Here is a 19,982-nt window from a genome sequence, read left to right on the forward strand (position 1 = left end):
CTACTCCCAGGCGAATCCGGCGTCGGGCGCGTCCTCGCGGAGCACGCCGCCCTCGATGAGCCCGTACGGCCGGTCGGCGGCGTGGTAGACCTCGTTGTCGTTGTCCAGGCCGAACGGCGACAGGTCCACCAGGAAGTGGTGCCTGTTCGGCAGGGCGAGCCGCACCTCGCACAGCTCGGGACAGGAGGTCAGGACGCGCTCGCCCATGGCGTACAGGGTCTGCTGGAGCGACAGGCTGTGGGTGCCCGCGAACGCCTCCAGCAGGCAGCGGCGGGCCCGCTCGTACGACGCCGCGTGGTCGGCGCTCTCGCCGCGGTGCCGCCAGCGGGCCGTGACGGCCGTGGCCAGGATGCGGTCGGTGGTGGGCTGGAGGGTGGTGTACTCGTCCACGGCGTACCCGTGGAACTCCGAGCCGGTGGTGTTGAGCAGCACCAGGTCCTTGAGCCCTGACACCACCGTGGTGCGGCCGTCGCGGTCGTGGTGGACGACGCAGGTGCGCACCTCGCCGCCGTCGCGGACGAACGAGTGCGGGCCGCCGCGGCGCCAGGCGTACTCCTCGATCTCCACCCGCGCGTGGTGGACGGCCCGCCCCGTGCCGACGAAGTGCCGGGCCAGCAGCAGCGCGAACTCCTCGATCTCGCCGACGCCGTGCTTCCTGGCGAAGGCGTGCACGGTGTTCTTCTGGCTGTCGGTCGGCAGCACGGCGGCGTTGTCGCCGGTCAGGTGCACGGCCTCCATGTCGCCGGAGAGCGCGGTGGAGACGTTGAGGTCCTTGAGGTGGTGGACGGGGCCCTCGCGGACCACCCGGACGAGCCTGACGCCCGCCTTGCCGTAGCGGTTGGGGCCGAGCTTGACGGTCATCAGCTTCCTCGGTAGGTGGAGTAGGCGTAGGGGCTGAGCAGCAGCGGCACGTGGTGGTGCTGCGCGGGGTCGGTGACGGTGAAGGCGATGACGACCTCGGGATAGAAGGTCTCGGCGAGGTAGCCGCCGGTGTCGAAGACGACGCGGCGCACGCCCGCGCCCGCGGTGTCCCATCCCTTGATCCGGCCGTCGCCGTCGGTGCGGCCCTCGGCCAGGACGCGCCCGCCGGCGTCCTCCAGGCGCACCCGCACCCCGGCGGCCGGCCGCCCGGCGACCGCGTCGAGCACGTGCGTCGAGAAGCTCACTCCCCTCCTCCCATCAGCTTGACCAGCCGCAACCGGGTGATCTTCGCCAGCTCGCCGCGTACGGCCGCGCGCTCGCGCTCCTCGTCGTTTCCCAGCCGCTCGCGCAGCCGCGCCAGCAGCTCGGCCCCGCCGAGGCCGGTGGCGCACACCAGATAGACGTGCCCGAAGCGGGCCTCGTAGGCCCGGTTGCCCTCGGCGAGCGCGGCGCGCAGGTCGTCGCCGACGCCGGACTGCTCCTGCCGCGACCAGGCCGCCTCCCGGCCCGCGCCGGCGGGCCGCTCCCCGATCCTCGGGTGGGCGGCCAGCGCCTCCAGCACGTCCGGCCAGGCCAGCGCGCCGGCCGCCGCCTCGGCCGCGGCCAGCAGGCCGGCGAGGTCACCGTACGGGCGGCCCGCCGCCACGCGCGCGGCGAAGGCGGTGGAGGCGCAGCAGGCGCGCAGCTCCTCCTCGGCCTGTCCCGCCGGGGCGGCGTTGAACGCGGCGAGCGCGCTGAGCGTTGCGGGCATGTGAGAAGTACACACAGGCCCTTCGTGCCCGGTCCATCCGCGAGAACTCCCAACTCCCGCCCCCGGGGCGGCCCGCTTTTCGTGTCATGCTCCAACCCATGCTCCGGCGCGGTCGCCCGCGACACGGACTCTGCGCAGGTCGCGGCGGCTCCCGGCGGCACGCGGTGCGCCTAAACTGAGGGCATCATGAGCCCAACATCCCTGATCGGCGGACACGTGTCCGTGACCGGCGGCCTGGCGACCGGCGGCCTCAAGTACATGGCCGAGATCGGCGCCGAGATGATCCAGGTGTTCGTCACCAACCCGCGCGGCTGGGCGCTCAGCGACGGCAAGCCCGACCAGGACGCCAAGCTGGCCGAGTCGGGGGTCACGGCCTTCATCCACGTGCCCTACCTCGTCAACTTCGGCTCGCCGAACGCCGACACGCTCGCCAACTCGGTCGGCGTGGTCCGGCACGCGCTGCGGCGCGGCGTCGAGACCGGCGCGAAGGGCGTCGTGGTGCACACCGGCTCGGCGGTGACGCAGCCGCGCGACGACGCCATGCGCCAGCTCCACGAGCATCTGCTGCCGCTGCTCGACGAGATCCCCGACGGCGGGCCCGACCTGCTTCTCGAGCCGATGGCCGGGCAGGGCGCCATGCTGTGCGCGACCGTCCAGGACCTGGAGCCCTACCTGGCGGCGCTGGAGTGGCATCCGCGCGCCTGCGTCTGCCTCGACACCTGCCACGCCTATGCCGCCGGCCATGACCTGGCCGCGCCGGGCGGGGTGGCCGAGACGTTCGACGCGCTGCACCGCATCGCGCCGGGCCGGCTCAAGCTGATCCACGCCAACGACTCCAAGGACGTGTGCGGGGCGAAGAAGGACCGGCACGAGAACATCGGGGCGGGGCACATCGGCGCGGAGCCGTTCGCGGAGATCATGCGGCATCCGGCGGTGGCGGGCGTGCCCATCTGCATCGAGACGCCCGGCAAGGCGCCCAAGCACGCCGAGGACATCGCCCTGCTGAAGAAGCTGCGCGACGCCCACTGAGCCGCCCACTGAGCCGCCCGGAGTGCCGTGACGGCGGGATCCTGTGACGCTGGGGCGCCCGCGCGCGCGATCCGACCGCCCCCGTGGCCGGATCGCGGGGCCGGCGGACCGGCCTCGGCGGGCGCCCCTTCACGAGCCGGCGTGGCGGGCCCCACCCCCCGGTCAAGGGCCCGGCCGCCGCGGCGGCCGGCGAAGGCCGCCGGTGAGTCCGGCGCATCAGACCTGCGGTGAGCCCCCCGGCTCGTCCCCCCGATGCGCCGGAGTGGCTTCCGATGCCATGACACTACGGATGCGATCTTGGGAGCGAAACCCTGTTGATGACCAGCGCGTCGAACGGTGCGTAGTCAGCGCTGTACGGAGAGTGGGTTGACGACGAGCGGTCACCCCGGGACGACGAGCGGCCGATCAGGGGGCGTGCCCGGCCGCCGGGCGCCTGCGTCCGCGTCCGCGTCCGGCCCGTTCGCCCTGCCGTCCGAGGGCATGTGACCAGGGAAATCATTCCCACCGGCGCGGACGGTCCGCCCCCGCGAGCGATGCCGGGGCGGGAGCGCCCGCACCCCGTTTCACGCCCTTACGAGATCACGCCCCGGTGCTGGCGGACGAGCTGCTCGCGCACCTGGCGGCTGTGCCGGCGGCTCACCGGGAGCTGCTCGCCGCCGACGGTGAGCGTCACCCGCCCGCCCTCGAACCGCAGCTCGCTGACGTGCCGCGCCGACACCAGCGTGCTGCGGTGGATGCGCAGGAACCCGGCGTCCGACCAGCGCCGCTCCAGCGCGGCCAGCGACATGCGGACGAGGTAGCTACCGTCCACGGTGTGCAGCCGCACGTAGTCGCCCTTGGCCTCGGCGTAGCGGACGGCCTGCTGCGGCACGAACCGGGTGCGCCCGCCCAGCTCGACCGGGATGACGTCGTCCTGCGCCGGCTCGGCCGCGGGCGCGGTGGCGGCCTCCAGCCGGCGCACGGCCTCCGACAGCCGCTCGGCCCGGACCGGCTTGAGCAGGTAGTCGACCGCCTCCAGCTCGAACGCCTGCACCGCGCACTCCTCGTGGGCGGTGACGAAGACCAGCCGCGGCGGGCTGGGGAAGCCGCCGACCAGCCGGGCCAGGTCGAGCCCGTCGAGCCCCGGCATACGGATGTCGAGGAACACGGCGTCGAGCCGCTCGCCGCCGCGGATCATCTGGACCATGTCCTGCAGCGCCGTGACGCCGTCGGCCGCGGTCGAGACGTGCTCGATCCGGTCGTCCTGGCGCAGCAGGTAGGCCAGCTCCTCCAGGGCGGGGACCTCGTCGTCCACGGCCAGCACTCTCAGCATGGCCGCCACGCTGCCGCATGAACGCGAAGGTCACAAGCGACACGCCAACGGAGCGTGCTGATTCGGCTACACCTTGGCGGCGTGGGTCTTGGGGACGCGCAGCCGTACCTTCGTGCCGGAGCCGAGCTCGGTCTCCACGACGAGGCCGTAGGAGTCGCCGTAGATCTGGCGCATCCGCAGGTCCACGTTGGCCAGGCCGATGCCGCTGCCCTCGCGCGCCGGGTCCTCGTCCAGCGTGCGGCGGGCGCACTCCGGATCCATGCCGGCGCCGTCGTCCTCGACCGTGATGTGCGCCTCGGGGCCCGCGTCGCACACCGTCACCCGCACCTCGCCGCCGCGGCTGCCCCGCATGCCGTGCTTGATGGCGTTCTCGACCAGGGGTTGCAGGCACAGGAACGGCACCGGCACGGGCAGCACCTCGGGGGCCACCTGCATGCTGAAGCGCAGCCGGTCGCCGAACCGGGCCCGTTCCAGCAGCAGGTAGCGGTCGACGCAGGTGAGCTCGTCGGCCAGGGTGGTGAAGTCGTGGGCGCGGCGCAGCGCGTACCGGGAGAAGTCGGCGAAGTCCAGCAGCAGCTCGCGGGCGCGTTTGGGGTCGGTGCGCACGAACGAGGCGATCGTGGTGAGCGCGTTGTAGACGAAGTGCGGCGAGATCTGGGCGCGCAGCGCGCGCATCTCGGCCTCCAGCGCCCGCCGCCTGGAGGCGTCGAGCTCGGCAAGTTCGAGCTGTCCCGACACCCATCCGGCGACCTCGGTGACGGTACGCACGAGCGCGGCGCTCAGCTCGTCGTCGAAGGCCGCGAGCGCGCCCACGACGGTGCCCTCCACGGTGAGCGGCACCACGACGGCCCCGTGCGGCTCGCCCGCGAACACCTGCGCCCGGCCGGCGGCCAGCGCGGCACGGGCGTGCGTGAGCACGTCGTCGGTGCACGGGCCGTCCCAGGCCAGCGCGGCCTCGGTCGAGGTGATGGCGACGGCGCGGGTGCCGAGCAGGGCGCGCAGATGGCGTACGGCCTTGCGGGCGGAGTCGCGGTCGAGCCCGGCGCGCAGGGCGGGGGCGGCCATCGCGGCGAGGTGCAGGGTGGCGTAAGTGGCCTCGTCGGCCCGCCGGCCCGTGCGCCCGCCCTCCGGCGAGCCGTCCTCACCGCGGCGGCGGGGACCACGGGCGAGACGGGGGCCGGCGACGCACCCCGCGGCGAGCCCCGCGGCGACGGCCAGGCAGCACAGCGCCAGGCACGCGATGATCAGCATGCGGCACACCGTAGTTCACTACGGTGCGTGTTCGCTCGGAAACGCAGAGTGAAGTCAGGGAGGGCCTTCGCCGGGTTCTTCCTGGTAGGAGTAGCGCTGCTCGCGCCAGGGATCGGCGACGTTGTGGTAGCCGCGCTCCTCCCAGAAGCCGCGCCGGTCCTCCAGGAGGTATTCGATGGCGCGCACCCACTTGACGCTCTTCCACGCGTACAGGTGCGGCACCACGATGCGGACCGGGTGGCCGCGCTCGGCGCTGAGCGGCTTCTCGTCCAGCTCCATCGCGAACAACGTCTCGGGGGCCGCGAAGTCGGACATGCGCAGGTTGGCGCTGTAGCCGTACTCGGCCCAGATCATGACGTGGCTGACGCCCGGGTCGGGCGGGGCGGCCGCCATGAGGGTCGCCGGGGTGACGCCGCGCCACTCGTTGGCCATGAGCGAGAACTTGGTCACGCAGTGGAAGTCGGCGACGCGCGTCACGCGGGGCAGGGACTCGAACTCGCTCCAGGTGAAACGGTGCTCCTCGCCCGAGGCGGTGGCGCCGAACACCTTGAAGTCCCACGTCTCCGGCTTGAACCGCGGCACCCTGCCGTAGTGGATGACGGGTCGGCCTCGCGGGACGTACTGGCCTGGTGGCAGGCGCGACTCCTCCACGATCTCTCCCCTCACCTGTCTCGCGTCTGACGCACATCCTGCCACCGGTCCGCGCGCGGCTCGCGGCCGGGTCTCATGCGATAGGATGCGGGCCTATGCGCAACGCGTTCCTGTTTTGGTATGGCGACGGACCCGAGTCCGTTCGCCATCTGACGCTGCGCTAGCAGACAGGCGAACGAAGGCCCCGGGTCCGACAGGACCCGGGGCCTTCTGTGTTTTCCGGGAAAAGGAGAGTGTTCAGATGGTGATCGTCATGGGGCCCGAGGCCACGTCCGGCGACGTCGAGGCGATCGTCGGCCTCGTGCAGGCGGCCGGCGTGGAGGCGTTCGTCAGCAAGGGCGTACGGCGCACGATCGTCGGCCTGGTCGGCGACGTGGCCCAGCTCGACGGGGCGAGCCTGCGCGGCATGCCCGGGGTGCGCGACGTCATGCGGATCTCCGCGCCGTACAAGCTGGTGAGCCGGGAGAACCATCCCGAACGCTCGACGGTCCATGTGGGCGGCGTGCCGATCGGCCCCGGCACCGTGACGCTCATCGCGGGGCCGTGCGCGGTGGAGACCCACCAGCAGACCCTGGACGCGGCCCGGATGGCGCAGGCGGCCGGGGCGCGGCTGCTGCGCGGCGGGGCGTTCAAGCCGCGCACCTCGCCGTACGCCTTCCAGGGGCTGGGCGAGGCGGGCCTGCGCATCCTGGCGGACGTGCGCGAGGAGACGGGGATGCCGATCGTGACCGAGGTCGTGGACGCCCAGGACGTGGAGCTGGTGGCCGCGTACGCGGACATGCTGCAGGTCGGAACCCGCAACATGCAGAACTTCGCGCTGCTGCAGGCGGTCGGCGCGGCCGGCCGGCCGGTGATGCTGAAGCGCGGCATGAGCGCCACCATCGAGGAGTGGCTGATGGCCGCCGAGTACGTCGCCCAGCGCGGCAACCTCGACATCGTGCTGTGCGAGCGCGGCATCCGCACCTTCGAGAAGGCGACCCGCAACACGCTCGACATCGCGGCGGTGCCGGTGGCGCAGCGGCTGTCGCACCTGCCGGTGATCGTGGACCCGTCGCACTCGGGCGGCCGGCGCGACCTGGTGCTGCCGCTGACCCGGGCGGCCCTGGCGGTGGGCGCCGACGGCGTGATCATCGACGTGCACCCGCGGCCCGAGCAGGCGCTCTGCGACGGCCCGCAGGCGCTGGTGGCGGATGACCTGGGCGAGCTGGCCCAGGTCATGACGGACCTGCCGCCGCTGCTCGGCAAGTCGGCGGCGGCGGCGCTGGCGATCTGAGCCCGCGCCGCCCCCGGTCTCAGCCTGGTCTCAGAGGGTGTATTCCTGGATCGAGTCGGCGAGCTGGACGCAGAGCTCCTCGGCGTCCAGCCGCCGCTCGATCTGCTTGAGGTCCTCGATCTTGGCGCGGGTCTCGGCCCGCTTGGGGGCCAGCAGGGAGCAGCAGTCCTCGTCGGGCAGCTCGGAGATCTCCAGCGTGCCGATGCGCCGGGCCTCGGCCATGATCTCGGTCTTGTCCCAGCCGACGAGCGGGCGCAGGATCGGCAGGTCGACCGCGTTGTCCTGGGCGGTGATGTTGGTCAGGGTCTGCGAGGAGACCTGCCCGAGCGCGTCGCCGGTGACCAGCGCGGCCGCCTTGATGCGGTGGGCGACCTCCTCGGCGGTCTTGAGCATGAGCCGCCGCTGCGCGATGACCGCCAGGCGGTCCTGGCCGGAGGTGCGGATCGACTGCTGCGCCTTGCCGAACGGCACCACCCAGAGCCGCGAGCGGCCCTGGAAGCGGTCGAGCTTGCGCACCAGCGCGTACGCCTTGTAGATCGACTCGGAGGTGGTGAACGGGATGCCGGAGAAGTGCAGGAAGTCGACGTGGAGGCCGCGCCGCATCATGCGGTAGGCGGCCACCGGGGAGTCGATGCCGCCCGACATGAGCACCAGCGCCCGGCCGCTGCTGCCGACCGGCAGGCCGCCCTGGCCGGGGATGCCGCCGGTGAAGACGAACACCTCGTCCCTGTCGACCTCGATGTGCAGGGTCAGCTCGGGGTTGCGCAGGTCGACGGGGAGGCCGTACTCGTCGTTGATGGCGCCGCCGACGAGGCGGTCGAGGTCGTTGGAGCGCAGGGGGAAGCGCTTGTCGCGGCGGCGCGAGCGGACCGCGAAGCGGGCGCCGCGCTTGGCCTCCTCGCTCTCGCCGACCAGCTCCACGCCGGCCTTGAGCACGGCCTCGGGGTCCTTGGCGACCCGCCAGGCCCGGTGGATCCAGACGAGTCCGGGCACCTCGGCGACGCGCTGCGCGACGACCTCGGCCTGCTCGACGGTCGTGCCCTCGGGCAGGAAGATCGCGATCACGCCGTGCCGCTTGCGCACGTCGGTCTTGAGGTCGGTGCTGCCCTCCAGCGCGTGCTTGATGTTGGCGATCAGGCGGCGCTCGAACAGCTCGCGGTTCTTGCCCTTGAGGACGATCTCGCCCAGCTTGAGCAGTACGCACGGCTCACCCAGGGCGGACATCGTCATGGTGGAACCTCCGGGGAACAGGGATGGGACGGCCTTCATCGCAACGCCGTGACCCATCGAGTTTAGTCCGCGTGCGGCCCGCGCCGTTTCCGACAGGACATTTGACAGATAGTTCAAGTATCCATGCGTAAGGGACATTCGGGATGGCAGAATCCGGTGACCCCTAACCTCCGAGGATCTCCGCTCCATGACCTCCGCTGTGAACCACTTCACCCACGGTCCGCTCACGCCGGCGCTCGCGTACGTGATGTCCTGCCTCGGATCGATGCTGGGACTGCGGCTCACCGCCCAGGCACACGCCTCGCGCGGCGGCGCGCGGACCCGCTGGCTGCTCGGCGCGGCCGTCTCCATCGGCGGCACCGGCATCTGGGTGATGCACTTCATCGCCATGATGGGCTTCGCCGTGGACGGCACCAGGATCACCTACGACGTCCCGCTCACCGTGGCGTCGGCGGTCGTCGCGATCGTGGTCGTCGGCACCGGCCTGTTCCTCGTCACCTACGGCCGGGGGCGGCTCCCGGCGCTGCTCGGCGGCGGCCTGCTCACGGGCCTCGGCGTGGCCTCCATGCACTACCTCGGCATGTACGCCATGAACATGTCCGCCCACGTCTCCTACGACCGCCTCACCGTGGTGCTCTCGGTGGCCATCGCCGTGGTCGCGGCGACGGCGGCGCTCTGGTTCACGCTGCGGGTCAGGAAGCCGGTCTGGATCACCGGCGCCGCGCTCGTCATGGGCCTCGCGGTGTCCGGGATGCACTACACCGGCATGGCCGCCATGCGCGTCACCATGCACGCGCCCGCGGAGGGACAGCCCGCCCCGGCGACCGGGGCCGACGCCCTCGACTTCCTCGTCCCGCTCATGACCGTGATCAGCCTGATCACGCTCACCATGCTGCTCATGGTGCTGCTGTCGCCGTCCGAGGAGGAGCTGCACGAGGACGCCGAGCTCGTGGCCAAGCTGGAGCTGCGCCGGCGTACGGCCCGGCAGGAGCGCCTCGCCCGCCCGGGCGCGCCGGTCGCGCCGATGCCGCACACCCCGCAGATGCCGCGGAGCCCGCAGGAGCCGGGGATGCCGAGGATCCCTCACGTCTCATAGGCACAGTTTCGCAACAGGTGGTTGCGCCCTGACGACTCACTGTGGATACTCCCTTATCTCTGCGTAAGGGACTGGTGAGTCATGTCACCGATCGACCATTTCTCCTTCGGGGCGCTGACGCCTGTCATGGCGTACCTCATCTCCACCGCCGGCAGCATGCTCGGCCTCATGCTCACCTCACGGGCGCGGCTCCTGGGCGGGCGCGAGGCGAGATACTGGCTGCTCGGCGCCGCGCTCGCGATCGGCGGCACCGGCATCTGGACCATGCACTTCATCGCCATGCTGGGCTTCTCCGTGAGCGGCACGGTCATCCGCTACGACGTGCCGCGCACGGCCGCCTCGGCGGTGCTCGCGATCGTCGTCGTGGGGCTCGGGCTGTTCCTCGCCGCCCACCGCGGTGAGCGGCTGCCCTACCTGCTGGGCGGCGGCCTGCTGACCGGGCTCGGCGTCGCCGGCATGCACTACCTCGGCATGTCGGCCATGAACCTGTCCGCCCACCTCTCCTACGACCCCGTCGTCGTGACGCTGTCGGTGCTCGTCGCGATCGGGGCGGCCACGGCGGCCCTGTGGTTCACGCTGCGGGTCAGCGGCGCGCTCAAGGTCGGCGCGGCGGCGCTGGTGATGGGGGTGGCGGTCTCCGGCATGCACTACACGGGCATGTTCGCCATGTCGGTGCGGGAACACACGGAGATGGCGACGCCGCCGGGCGCGCGCGGCATCGACTTCCTGCTGCCGCTGATCGTCGGCCTCAGCCTGGTGACCGTGGGGCTGCTGCTCGCGCTCGTCCTGTCGCCGTCGGAGAAGGAGCTGCGCGGCGAGGCGGAGTTCCGCGAGCGGCTGCGCGGGCTCGGGGAGGAGGGCGTGCCGGAGATCGACCTGTTCGGCACGCCCCGCAGGTGACGTCGTCGTCCCCCGTCTCTATAGGCGGGGGTACGGCCTGCGACACGTGGTGGGCCGCCGACTCTCCGCGGCGCAAGCCGTACCCTTGAGCGGGTGGTAGCGGAAACCCCGCTGGCCCAAAGGTACGGCCGGCGCTTGCAGGCGGCTTGCAGCCGGCCGAAGAAGACCGCTAGCCGAAGAAGACCGCTAGCCGAAGAAGACCTCGGCCTCGGCGTAACGTTCCACCGGCACCGTCTTCAGCTCGGACGTCGCCTCGTCGAGGCCCACCCTGACGATGTCGGTGCCGCGCAGCGCGACCATCTTGCCGTAGTCGCCCTCGTGGGCCGCGTCGATCGCCTGCAGCCCGAACCTGGTGGCGAGCACCCGGTCGTAGGCGGTCGGCGTGCCACCGCGCTGGATGTGGCCGAGCACCGTGGTGCGGGCCTCCTTGCCGGTGCGCTTCTCGATCTCCTTGGCCAGCGTCTCGCCGATGCCGCCGAGGCGGACGTGCCCGAACGCGTCGAGCTCGCTCGCCTGCAGCGCCATCTGCCCCTCCAGCGGATGGGCGCCCTCGGCGACGACGATGATCGGCGAGTAGCGGGTGCGGAAGCGGGACTCGACGTATTCGCAGACGCGGTCGATGTCGAACGGCTTCTCCGGGATGAGGATGACGTTGGCGCCGCCCGCCATGCCCGCGTGCAGCGCGATCCAGCCGGCGTGGCGGCCCATGACCTCGCAGATGAGCGCCCGGTGGTGGGACTCGGCGGTGGTGTGGAGGCGGTCGATGGCCTCGGTGGCGATGTTGACGGCGGTGTCGAAGCCGAAGGTGTAGTCGGTGCCGGACAGGTCGTTGTCGATGGTCTTGGGCACGCCCACGACGTTGACCTGGCGTTCGTAGAGCTGCCTGGCGACGCCCAGGGTGTCCTCGCCGCCGATGGCGATCAGCGCGTCCACGCCGCCGGCGGCAAGGTTTTCCTTGATCCGGTCGACGCCGCCCTCGATCTTGATCGGGTTGGTCCGGGAGGAGCCCAGGATGGTGCCGCCACGCGGGAGGATGCCGCGGACGGCCTGGATGTCGAGCGGCATGGTGTCGCCCTCCAGGGGTCCGCGCCAGCCGTCGCGGAAGCCCACGAACTCGTGGCCGTAGACGCTCACCCCCTTACGTACGACAGCCCTGATCACGGCGTTGAGCCCGGGGCAGTCGCCGCCCCCTGTGAGCACTCCGATACGCATGGCGGGTTCCTCCCGTTGGGGTTCACGAACCTGACCTCAGTATTCAGCTCGCATTCTGCCCGCATCCCCCGCCAGTGGTCTAGACCAAACGCCGAACCCCGTCAGGGACAGGATCAGCCCAACAGCACGCAGGCGGGGCTCTCCACCGCGTACGACTCCCCCGTCAGCTCGGGCACGCCGCCGCTCAGCGCGAGGACGGTCACCGTGCCCGAGTGCTGGTTGGCGACGTAGAGCCGGTCGCCGTCGATGGCGAAGTGGCGCGGCCACGCGCCGCCGCAGGGCACCTCGGCCACCGGCGCCAGGTCCGCGGCGCTCAGCACGGTGACGGTGTCGGGGCCGCGGTTGGCGACGTAGACGTGATCGCCGTCGAGCTGGAGGTGGGAGGGGGCGTTGGCGACGCCGGCGACGCGGGAGGCGGGCGCGATCGTGCGCCGGCCGTCCTCCTCGATCATGGTGACGGTGCCGTCGAGCTCGCCCGCGACGTAGAGGCGGCCCCCGGCGAAGGCGAAGTGGCGCGGGCCGGTGCCGGGCTGCAGGGTGAGGGGCTCCAGCGGCGTGCCGTCGGGCAGGTAGCGCCGGATCTCGTCGGTGCCGAGGTCGGAGACGTGCAGCACGCCGTCGTGGAAGACGGCCTCGTGGGCGTGCGGCCCCTCCTGGCGCTCCGGGTCGGGGCCGGAGCCCTCGTGGCGCAGCACGATCGGCTCGCCCTCGAACGCTCCCCGCGCGTCGAGCCGGTAGAGCACCGCCGTGCCGTCGCCGTAGTTGGTCGCGGCGAGCAGCGTGCCGGACGGGTCCACGGCCACGTGGCACGGGCTGGAGCCCTCGCTGGGCCGCTCGTCGAGGGGCGCGAGCCCGTCGTCGCGGACGGCGAAGGCGGTGAGCCAGCCGCGTTCGAGCTCGCCGACGGCGTAGAGCACCGGCAGCGTGGGGTGGACGGCGAGGAACGACGGCGCCGCGACCCGGGTGAGCTCACCCTCGCCGCCGAAGCGCCCGTCGCTGCCGCCGCCGAAGGTGAGGATGCCGGGGCCGTAGCCGCCGATGCGCAGGAGCTTCACAACTCCCATCCAATCATGGTTGACTATGGCAATGGATTCGTTGACGGAAGCAAGGGTTTCTGAGGTCCGGGCCTTCAACCGCTTCTACACGCAGCTGATCGGCGTGCTGCGGGCGGGCATGCTGGACTCGCCGTACTCGCTGACCGAGGGCAGGGTGCTGTTCGAGCTGGCCCACGCCGAGCCGATGGAGACCGGGGAGCTGCGCTCGCTGCTCGACCTCGACGCCGGCTACCTCAGCAGGATCCTCACCCGCTTCGACGCCGAAGGGCTGATCCGGCGCGAGCGCTCGGCCGCCGACGCGCGCAAGCAGGTCGTCCGCCTCACCGACAAGGGCTCGGCCACGTACGCCGACCTCGACCGGCGCTCGGCCGAGCAGATCGAGCGCCTGCTGTCCGGGCTGCCGGAGGCCGACCAGGGGCGGCTGGTCGGCGGCATGGCCACGATCAGGTCGCTGCTGTCCGCCGGGGAGCCCCGGCCGGAGCCTTACGTGATCAGGCCGCCGCGCACCGGCGACCTCGGCTGGGTCGTCCAGCGGCACGCCGACCTCTACAGCGGCGAGTACGGCTGGGGCACCGCCTTCGAGCAGACCGTCGCCGGCATCGTGTCGGGCCTCGACTTCACCAAGGACGCCGGCTGGATCGCCGAGGCCGGCGGCGAGCGCGTGGGCTGCGTCTTCTACGTGCGCGAGGACGACGGCCAGGCGAAGCTGCGGATGCTGCTGGTCGAGCCGTCCGCGCGCGGCATGGGCATCGGGCGGCGGCTGGTCGAGGAGTGCCTGCGGCACGCCAGGGCCGACGGCCGCGAGCGGATCACGCTGTGGACGCGCGACTGCCTGGTGAGCGCGCGGCGCATCTACGAGGCGGCCGGCTTCCGGCTGGCGACGGAGGAGAAGGGCATGGAGAACGGCGTCGAGGTCAACGAGCAGTGGTGGACGCTCGACCTGTGAGCCTCCCGCTGGGCTCTCAGGCGCGGAAGGGGCCGGTGACCTCGAACGTACGACCCTCCGCGCGGCCACGCCGGGCCGTGAAGTAGAGCCGGTCGCCACGCGGCGAGAACGCGAGGCCGGTCAGCTCCACCCCCGCCTGCCCCTCCAGCCGCAGGAACGGCGTGACCTCCCGGTCGGGCGCGATCACGTCGACCTGGGTGGTGCGCCGGGCCGCGTAGAGGTCGCCGGAGGGCGCGGCCGTGATGGTGCGCACCCCCTCGCACAGCCGGTCGAGCGCGCCGGTCTGCCCGTCGTAGGCCCACAGGCCGGCGTCGCCCTTGGTGGTGAAGTAGCAGACCCCGCCCGCGTAGTGGCAGGCGTCGCCGCCGTCGAAGCGGCGCGCGTCGGCCACCTGGTGGCGGGTCTCCTGCAGCAGCCCGGCCGGCGACGGCACCACTCGCCAGTGCCCGGAGCCGGACAGCACCTCCAGCGTGCCCTCGGTGAGGTCGCCCCAGTCGGAGGGGCTGAAGCGGTAGAAGCAGCCGTCCGGCTCGTCCTCGGTGAGGTAGACCACGCGCCGTTCGGGGTCGCAGGCGGCGGCCTCGTGCCGGAAGCGGCCCATGGCGAGGCGCGGCCGGGCGGCCCGCGCGCCGTAGGGGTCGCACTCGAAGACCCGGCCGCGGTGGCCGAGCTCGCACGACAGCCAGGTGTGCCACGGCGTGGCGCCGCCCGCGCAGTTGAGATCGGTGCCGGACAGGATGCGGTAGGCGTCGCCCACCGTGCCGTCGGCGCGGAAGCGCAGCGCCGACGCGCCGCCGAGCAGCGGCAGCTCGGAGTTGGACACGTAGATCCAGCCGTCGCCGTCGGGGAAACAGGCGCCGCCGTCGGGCGCGGCGTGCCAGGTCAGCCCGGCGACCTTGTGGCCGCTGCGGGCCACCACCCGGGCGGTGAACCCCGAGGGCAGCGCGAGACCTTCGGCGTCCGGCAGGCCGAGCGGTCCGTACGGGCTGGTGCCGCCCTGCATGAGCGGGCCCGTGCGGAGGAGAGTCTTGTGGGACATCGTGGGGCCTCCCTCTAGGTGCCACGCTAGTGGACCGCACGGACATGAATGGCAGGGATTCGCGAGTTCAAACTCTGCGCAAACCTCGCCGGAGGGCGGTCACGCGGAGAGCCCGGGGCCGCTTCCTCGGTCCCCGGGCTCCGGGTGTGTCGGGCTTTTCGTCCGCTCAGGTCGTCTCAGGTCATCGCCTGGAACATCCAGTGCTGCTTGTCGATCTCCTGGACCGCGGCGATGAGCAGGTCCTGGGTCACCGGGTCGGCCTCTTCGGTCTGCCGGATGCGCTCGTACATGCGCTTGCTGACCCCGCCCAGGCAGTCCGTGATGGTCGCGACGACCTTGCCGTCCTCCAGCCAGCCGCTCTCCAGCTGGGCCAGCTTGGTCGCCTTCGCGATGGTGGCGGCCCGGCCGTCGGGGTTGATCCCGAGGGCGACGGCGCGCTCGGCGAGGGTGTCCATGTGCGTCCTGGCGAGCGCGACGACCTGGTCGAGCTGGAGGTGGACCGAGCGGAAGTGAGTGCCCACGAGGTTCCAGTGCGCCTGCTTGCCGACCAGTGACAGGTCGATCAGGTCGACCAGGGCGCCTTGCAGGCACTCGGCGACGGTGTTCCTGGCGTCGTCCGAGAGCGGACCTTTGATCGTGGCCATTGTCGAGATTCCTCCCCGTCCGTCGGTTTTGTTGCTACTTGCCATCAATCGGCAACGTCTGTCCCCCTGCCCAGCTCAGCGGCGGCCTAACATTGACACTGCAATAGTGACAGTGTCATTGTGGAGGTATGAGCGAGACCTGGACCATCGGCGAGCTGGCCGAGCACGCGGCGCGCGCCCTGCGCGACGGCGCCGCGCCGCTCAGCGGGCGGGTCCGCGACGTGCCCGGGGAACGGCTGATCCGGTGGTACACCACCATCGGGCTGCTCGACCCGCCGCTCACCCGGCGCGGCCGCGTCGCCCAGTACGGGCGGCGGCACCTGCTGCAGCTCGTCGCCGTCAAACGCCTGCAGGCGGCGGGGCGCTCGATCGCCGACATCCAGGCGACGCTGGCGGGGGCGACGGACCGCACCCTGGAGGAGACGGCGTCCCTCCCTGCCCATCCCCCTGCCCACTCCCCTGCCCACTCCCCGGCCCCTCCCCCGGTCGCCCCCTCTGTCCCTCCGCCCGTCGCGTCCGCCAACGGGGCGCCGGGCGGGCGCGGGCGGTTCTGGGCGGAGCGGCCGGCGACCGGCTCGGGGAACGCGCCCGCGGCGGCCGGGGATCCGATGATCGTGACGGGGATCAGCTTGGGAGGCGGGGTCCGGCTCGTGTGGGACGGCGGCCGGGTCCCGTCGCAAGAGGACGTCCAGGCGGTGCTGGCGGCGGCGGGCCCGCTGCTCGCGGTGCTTACGGAGAGGGAGCTGACATGAAGATCACTTCGCTGGAGCCCGCCCGGTGCCTGCCGGTGCCGGAGGCCGGGTTCGGCGCCTTGCTGACCGAACGCGGCAACCTGCCGCTGGAGAGCGTGGACGTCGCGGCGGACATCTCGGGCCTGATCGCCGGGGTCGAGGTCACGCAGGGCTTCCGCAACCCGTACGACGTCACGCTGGAGGCCACCTACGTCTTCCCACTGCCCGACCGGGCCGCCGTGACCGGCTTCCGCATGGAGGCCGACGACCGCGTCATCGAGGGCGTGCTCAAGGAACGGGCGCAGGCCAGGGCCGACTACGACCGGGCGCTGCGCGAGGGCAGGCGGGCGGCCATCGCCGAGGAGGACCGTCCCGACGTCTTCACCATCCGGGTGGGCAACATCCTGCCCGGCGAACGCGTCTCGGTGCGGCTGACGATGAGCCAGCCGCTGCCGTACGAGGACGGCGCGGCCACCTTCCGCTTCCCGCTCGTCGTGGCGCCGCGCTACATCCCGGGCGAGCCGATCGACGGCCCGCCCGCGGGCGGCGGCGTCGCGCCCGACACCGGCGCCGTGCCGGACGCCTCCCGGATCACGCCGCCGGTGCTGCTGCCCGGCTTCCCCCACCCGGTGCGCCTGTCGCTCGCCGCGACCGTGGACGCCGCCGGGCTGGAGCTGCGCGAGCTGGCCTCCAGCCTCCATGTCGTGGAGGAGGAGGGCAACACCGTACGCCTCAAGCCCGGCGAGCGGCTGGACCGCGACTTCGTCCTGCGCCTGTCGTTCGAGGCGTCCACGTCGCTCCAGCTCGACGGGGGCGGCGGCGGGGAGACGCGGACGTTCGCGCTCACCGTCGTGCCGCCGCCGCTGCAGGCCACCCGCACGCCGCGCGACCTGGTGCTGCTGCTCGACCGGTCGGGCAGCATGGGCGGCTGGAAGATGGTGGCCGCGCGCCGGGCCGCCGCCCGCATCGTGGACACGCTGACGCCACAGGACCGCTTCGCGGTGCTGACGTTCGACTCCGTGGTGGAGCGGGCCTTCGAGGGGCTGGCAGAGGCGTCCGACCGCAACCGCTACCGCGCCGTCGAACACCTGGCGCGCGTGGACGCCCGCGGCGGCACCGAGCTGCTGGAGCCGCTGCGCCAGGCCGTCACGCTGCTGGGCGGCGGCGAGGCCGGGCGGGAGCGGGTGGTGGTGCTGGTCACCGACGGCCAGGTGGGCAACGAGGACCAGATCCTGGAGCAGGCGGGCGGCGCGCTCTCGGCCATGCGGGTGCACGCGGTCGGCATCGACCGGGCCGTGAACGCCGGCTTCCTCGGCCGCCTGGCCGGGCTCGGCGCCGGCCGGTGCGAGCTGGTCGAGTCGGAGGACCGCCTCGACGCCGCCATGGAGCACATCCACCGCCGCATCGGCGCCCCCCTGGTCACGGACCTCTCGCTCGACGGCCTGGACGTCGAGCCCGGCACCGTCACCCACCTCGGCTCGATCTTCCCTGGCGTGCCGCTGCGCGTGTACGGGCGGTGCCGCGAGGGCTCGGCGGTGACCGTACGCGGAGTGGCCGCGGGCGGGCCGTGGGAGGAGCGGGTCGAGGGCGTGCCGGTGGACGCCCCGGCCCTGCGCGCCGTCTGGGCCCGCGCGCACCTGCGCGAGCTCGAGGACCGGTACGCCATGGGCGAGCACGACCTCGAATCCCGGATCGTGCGGGTCTCGCTGGAGAACGGCGTGTTGTGCCGCTTCACGGCGTACGTGGCCGTGGACACCCGCCAGGTCGCCGGCGGCGAGCCCGAGCACCATGTCATCCAGCCGGTCGAGCCGCCGAGCGGCTGGGACTCGCCGGTCCCGCCGGCGGGCGGCACCTTCGCCGCGGCGGCCCTGATGGCCATGCCGCCCGCCGCTCCCCGGATGCGGGCCCCGGAGCCGAGGCTGGAGGCGGCCGGGGGCTTCGACGACCTGGACGTCCCCGACTTCCTCACCTCCGGTCCGGCCGCTCCTGGCGGCGGGCCCGGTGCTCCAGAAAGCGGCCGGCCGGGTGGCGGGCCCGGCTTCCCCGGGCGGCCGCCGATGCCGCCGCCGATGGCCCCCTTCCCCGCCGGTCCGCCCGCCGGCGGCGGCCTGCGCGGGCGGGGCAAGTCGCGGCCCGCGCCGCGCCGTACGCAGGGGGTGGAGGCGGTACGCCCGCAGCTCGCCGCCGAGCTGGACCGGCTCAAGGCCCTGCCGGCGCCCGACCTGACGTACCTGGCCGACCTCGGCACGCGGCTGGCGGCGCTGGCGGCGTACCTGGGCGGCGAGGAGCGGCTGGAGGAGCTGGCCCGCGACCTGGAGGCGGCCGAGCGGCCGGGCGCCGACGCCCGCGCGCTCCACGACCACGCCGTCGCGGCCCTGACCGCCATGCTCGGCTCCCCGCCCAACCCGCCGGACGCCCCGGACGGCCCGCGCCGCGGCCCCTTCTGGAAGCGCTCCTGACCAGAAAACCGCCGCCCGGGAGCCCGCCAGGCTCCCGGGCGGCCGGAGCACGCGATGCTGTGTTTGCGCCGGAGGTGCCCGCGGCGCAAATACCCTGTACGGGTGACCACACTTGTCCTGGACGGCGGCCTGTCCACCCACCTCGAACGCCTCGGCGCCGACCTCAGCGACGAGCTCTGGTCGGCCCGCCTGCTGCTCGAACGCCCTGAGCTGATCCGCCAGGCGCACGCCGACTACTTCGCGGCGGGCGCCGACGTGGCCACGACGGCCAGCTATCAGGCGACGTTCGAGGGCTTCGCGCGCCACGGACTCGACGCCTCCCGCGCGGAGGCGCTGATCAGGCTGTCGGTGGAGCTGGCCAGGCAGGCCCGCGACGCGGCCGGGCGCGGCCTGGTGGCGGCGTCCGTCGGCCCGTACGGCGCCTTCCTGGCCAACGGCGCCGAGTACACCGGCGACTACGACCTCGACGAGGACGCTCTGTACGCCTGGCACCGCCGCCGGTGGGACGTCCTCGCCTCCGCCGGGGCCGACCTGCTGGCCTGCGAGACCATCCCCTCCTACCCGGAGGCGCGGGCCCTGGCCCGGCTGCTGGAGGGCACGCCCGGCGTCAGGGCGTGGGTCAGCTTCTCCTGCCGCGACGGCGAGCGGCTGAACGACGGCACCCCGATCCGTGAGGCCGCGGCCCTGTTCGCGGGCAACGCGCGGGTGGTCGCCGTCGGCGTGAACTGCACGGCGCCCCGCCACATGCCCGCGCTGATCGCGGCCCTGCAGGGCGGCCTGCCGGTCGTGGTCTATCCCAACTCGGGCGAGAGCTGGGACGCCGGCCACCGGCGCTGGCTGGGGCTCGCCGATCCGGTGGAGTTCGGGCAGGCGGCCGCCGAGTGGCAGCGGGCGGGCGCGTCGCTCATCGGCGGCTGCTGCCGTACGACGCCGCAGCACATCGAGCAGATCCGCGCCCACCTCACCTGAACGCCGAACGCCCGCCCGCTGACCGGCGGGCGGGCCGTGGCGGGGCAGGGCAGGGCTGGGCAGGGCAGAGCAGGGCTCAGGTGATGACGGGCTGGGCGGGGCGGCGGCGGGTCAGTGCGTTGTCGAGGGCGAACGCGCCGCCGCCGGTGAAGCCGACCGCGAGGCTCGCGGCGGCCAGCGCCAGGACGAACTCGTAGCCGCCGTCGCCGGTCAGCCCGTGCGGGCCGTGGACGAAGACGATCGCGCCGATCATGTCGAGGGCGAGCAGCGCGCCCGCGATCGGCAGCGCCGCGCCGAGCACGAGCGCGAGGCCGCCCGCCACCTCCAGCCCGGCCACGGCGGGCGCGGCCAGCCCGGGCAGCGGGATGCCGGCGGCGGCGAAGAACTCGGCCGTGCCCGCGATCCCCATGGCGAACTTCTGATAGCCGTGCACCAGGAAGATCACCCCGAGGGCGATCCTGGCCAGCAGCAGGACGACGGGACGGGCTTGGTCGAGCATGCGGTCTCCTCGGC

Annotated in this window: 20 protein-coding genes; 8 read left to right on the plus strand and 12 right to left on the minus strand. The window is 73.1% G+C overall.

What is annotated here, in order from left to right; all coding sequences use genetic code 11:
- The 3 genes from pucL to uraD are packed head-to-tail and all read right to left on the minus strand — an operon-like array spanning position 1 to position 1,672.
- Positions 1 to 861: a factor-independent urate hydroxylase gene (gene pucL, locus SMD20_RS14885; RefSeq protein WP_329580662.1), complete on the minus strand. Its 861-nt coding sequence runs from the start codon at positions 859 to 861 to the stop codon at positions 1 to 3.
- Positions 861 to 1,166, minus strand: coding sequence for a hydroxyisourate hydrolase (uraH, locus tag SMD20_RS14890; protein WP_329580665.1), 306 nt, complete (start codon positions 1,164 to 1,166; stop codon positions 861 to 863). Before uraH ends, pucL begins: the two co-directional genes overlap by 1 nt.
- On the minus strand, positions 1,163 to 1,672 hold the full coding sequence (uraD, locus tag SMD20_RS14895) for a 2-oxo-4-hydroxy-4-carboxy-5-ureidoimidazoline decarboxylase (RefSeq protein WP_091076240.1): 510 nt from the start codon (positions 1,670 to 1,672) through the stop codon (positions 1,163 to 1,165). The genes uraH and uraD overlap by 4 nt, the downstream gene beginning before the upstream one ends.
- Before the next feature lie 186 nt (positions 1,673 to 1,858).
- On the opposite strand from uraD, the gene SMD20_RS14900 reads away from it, so the two are divergent.
- Positions 1,859 to 2,701 (plus strand): deoxyribonuclease IV, encoded by an 843-nt coding sequence (locus SMD20_RS14900; RefSeq protein ID WP_329580670.1) that lies wholly within the window; start codon positions 1,859 to 1,861, stop codon positions 2,699 to 2,701.
- Between the two features lie 571 nt (positions 2,702 to 3,272).
- Here the strand turns inward: SMD20_RS14900 and SMD20_RS14905 are convergent.
- From SMD20_RS14905 to SMD20_RS14915, 3 genes are all read right to left on the minus strand, one after another.
- Positions 3,273 to 4,013, minus strand: a complete 741-nt coding sequence (locus tag SMD20_RS14905) for a LytR/AlgR family response regulator transcription factor (RefSeq protein WP_329580672.1) — start codon at positions 4,011 to 4,013, stop codon at positions 3,273 to 3,275.
- Positions 4,014 to 4,079: 66 nt separating this feature from the next.
- Positions 4,080 to 5,264 carry a sensor histidine kinase gene (locus SMD20_RS14910; protein ID WP_329580677.1) on the minus strand — a complete coding sequence of 395 codons (1,185 nt, stop codon included), beginning with the start codon at positions 5,262 to 5,264 and terminating at the stop codon, positions 4,080 to 4,082.
- A gap of 54 nt (positions 5,265 to 5,318) precedes the next feature.
- Positions 5,319 to 5,915, minus strand: a complete 597-nt coding sequence (locus SMD20_RS14915; protein WP_329580679.1) for a molybdopterin-dependent oxidoreductase — start codon at positions 5,913 to 5,915, stop codon at positions 5,319 to 5,321.
- Positions 5,916 to 6,156: 241 nt separating this feature from the next.
- Here SMD20_RS14915 and aroF point away from each other — a divergent pair, with 241 nt between their 5' ends.
- Positions 6,157 to 7,188: a 3-deoxy-7-phosphoheptulonate synthase gene (gene aroF / locus SMD20_RS14920; protein ID WP_329580681.1), complete on the plus strand. Its 1,032-nt coding sequence runs from the start codon at positions 6,157 to 6,159 to the stop codon at positions 7,186 to 7,188.
- 30 nt (positions 7,189 to 7,218) lie between these two features.
- On the opposite strand, the gene thiI is transcribed toward aroF, so the two are convergent.
- Complete coding sequence (thiI, locus tag SMD20_RS14925; protein WP_329580683.1) at positions 7,219 to 8,418, minus strand: tRNA uracil 4-sulfurtransferase ThiI; 1,200 nt, start codon at positions 8,416 to 8,418, stop codon at positions 7,219 to 7,221.
- 187 nt (positions 8,419 to 8,605) lie between these two features.
- Between thiI and SMD20_RS14930 the strand changes: the two genes are divergently transcribed.
- Both SMD20_RS14930 and SMD20_RS14935 read left to right on the plus strand, forming a co-directional pair.
- The gene (locus SMD20_RS14930) at positions 8,606 to 9,514 is read left to right on the plus strand and encodes an MHYT domain-containing protein (protein WP_329580685.1); all 909 of its coding nucleotides are present in this window, start codon (positions 8,606 to 8,608) and stop codon (positions 9,512 to 9,514) included.
- Between the two features lie 81 nt (positions 9,515 to 9,595).
- Positions 9,596 to 10,414: an MHYT domain-containing protein gene (locus tag SMD20_RS14935; protein WP_329580688.1), complete on the plus strand. Its 819-nt coding sequence runs from the start codon at positions 9,596 to 9,598 to the stop codon at positions 10,412 to 10,414.
- 186 nt (positions 10,415 to 10,600) lie between these two features.
- Here the strand turns inward: SMD20_RS14935 and SMD20_RS14940 are convergent, their stop codons facing one another.
- Together SMD20_RS14940 and SMD20_RS14945 are read right to left on the minus strand one after the other, a co-directional pair.
- Positions 10,601 to 11,626 carry a 6-phosphofructokinase gene (locus tag SMD20_RS14940; RefSeq protein WP_329580691.1) on the minus strand — a complete coding sequence of 342 codons (1,026 nt, stop codon included), beginning with the start codon at positions 11,624 to 11,626 and terminating at the stop codon, positions 10,601 to 10,603.
- Between the two features lie 113 nt (positions 11,627 to 11,739).
- A complete protein-coding gene (locus SMD20_RS14945; RefSeq protein WP_329580693.1) occupies positions 11,740 to 12,690 on the minus strand; it encodes a lactonase family protein in 951 nt (316 codons plus the stop codon).
- Between the two features lie 22 nt (positions 12,691 to 12,712).
- Between SMD20_RS14945 and SMD20_RS14950 the strand changes: the two genes are divergently transcribed.
- Positions 12,713 to 13,627, plus strand: coding sequence for a bifunctional helix-turn-helix transcriptional regulator/GNAT family N-acetyltransferase (locus tag SMD20_RS14950; protein ID WP_329580696.1), 915 nt, complete (start codon positions 12,713 to 12,715; stop codon positions 13,625 to 13,627).
- A 16-nt stretch (positions 13,628 to 13,643) separates the two neighbouring features.
- On the opposite strand, the gene SMD20_RS14955 is transcribed toward SMD20_RS14950, so the two are convergent.
- A complete protein-coding gene (locus tag SMD20_RS14955) occupies positions 13,644 to 14,666 on the minus strand; it encodes an alkaline phosphatase PhoX (protein WP_329580698.1) in 1,023 nt (340 codons plus the stop codon).
- A 176-nt stretch (positions 14,667 to 14,842) separates the two neighbouring features.
- A complete protein-coding gene (locus SMD20_RS14960; protein ID WP_329580701.1) occupies positions 14,843 to 15,310 on the minus strand; it encodes a Dps family protein in 468 nt (155 codons plus the stop codon).
- A 128-nt stretch (positions 15,311 to 15,438) separates the two neighbouring features.
- Between SMD20_RS14960 and SMD20_RS14965 the strand changes: the two genes are divergently transcribed.
- The 3 genes from SMD20_RS14965 (at position 15,439) to mmuM (ending at position 19,469) form a co-directional block, all read left to right on the plus strand.
- On the plus strand, positions 15,439 to 16,062 hold the full coding sequence (locus SMD20_RS14965; RefSeq protein WP_329580704.1) for a MerR family transcriptional regulator: 624 nt from the start codon (positions 15,439 to 15,441) through the stop codon (positions 16,060 to 16,062).
- Positions 16,059 to 18,500 (plus strand): VIT domain-containing protein, encoded by a 2,442-nt coding sequence (locus tag SMD20_RS14970; protein ID WP_329580706.1) that lies wholly within the window; start codon positions 16,059 to 16,061, stop codon positions 18,498 to 18,500. Before SMD20_RS14965 ends, SMD20_RS14970 begins: the two co-directional genes overlap by 4 nt.
- A gap of 102 nt (positions 18,501 to 18,602) precedes the next feature.
- Positions 18,603 to 19,469 (plus strand): homocysteine S-methyltransferase, encoded by an 867-nt coding sequence (gene mmuM / locus SMD20_RS14975; protein ID WP_329580708.1) that lies wholly within the window; start codon positions 18,603 to 18,605, stop codon positions 19,467 to 19,469.
- Between the two features lie 76 nt (positions 19,470 to 19,545).
- On the opposite strand, the gene SMD20_RS14980 is transcribed toward mmuM, so the two are convergent.
- The gene (locus SMD20_RS14980) at positions 19,546 to 19,968 is read right to left on the minus strand and encodes a DoxX family protein (protein ID WP_329580711.1); all 423 of its coding nucleotides are present in this window, start codon (positions 19,966 to 19,968) and stop codon (positions 19,546 to 19,548) included.
- Positions 19,969 to 19,982 lie beyond the last annotated feature (14 nt).

Origin of the sequence: Nonomuraea sp. LP-02 (assembly GCF_036289125.1) — a bacterium.
In the GTDB taxonomy this organism is placed as follows: Bacteria; Actinomycetota; Actinomycetes; order Streptosporangiales; family Streptosporangiaceae; genus Nonomuraea; species Nonomuraea bangladeshensis.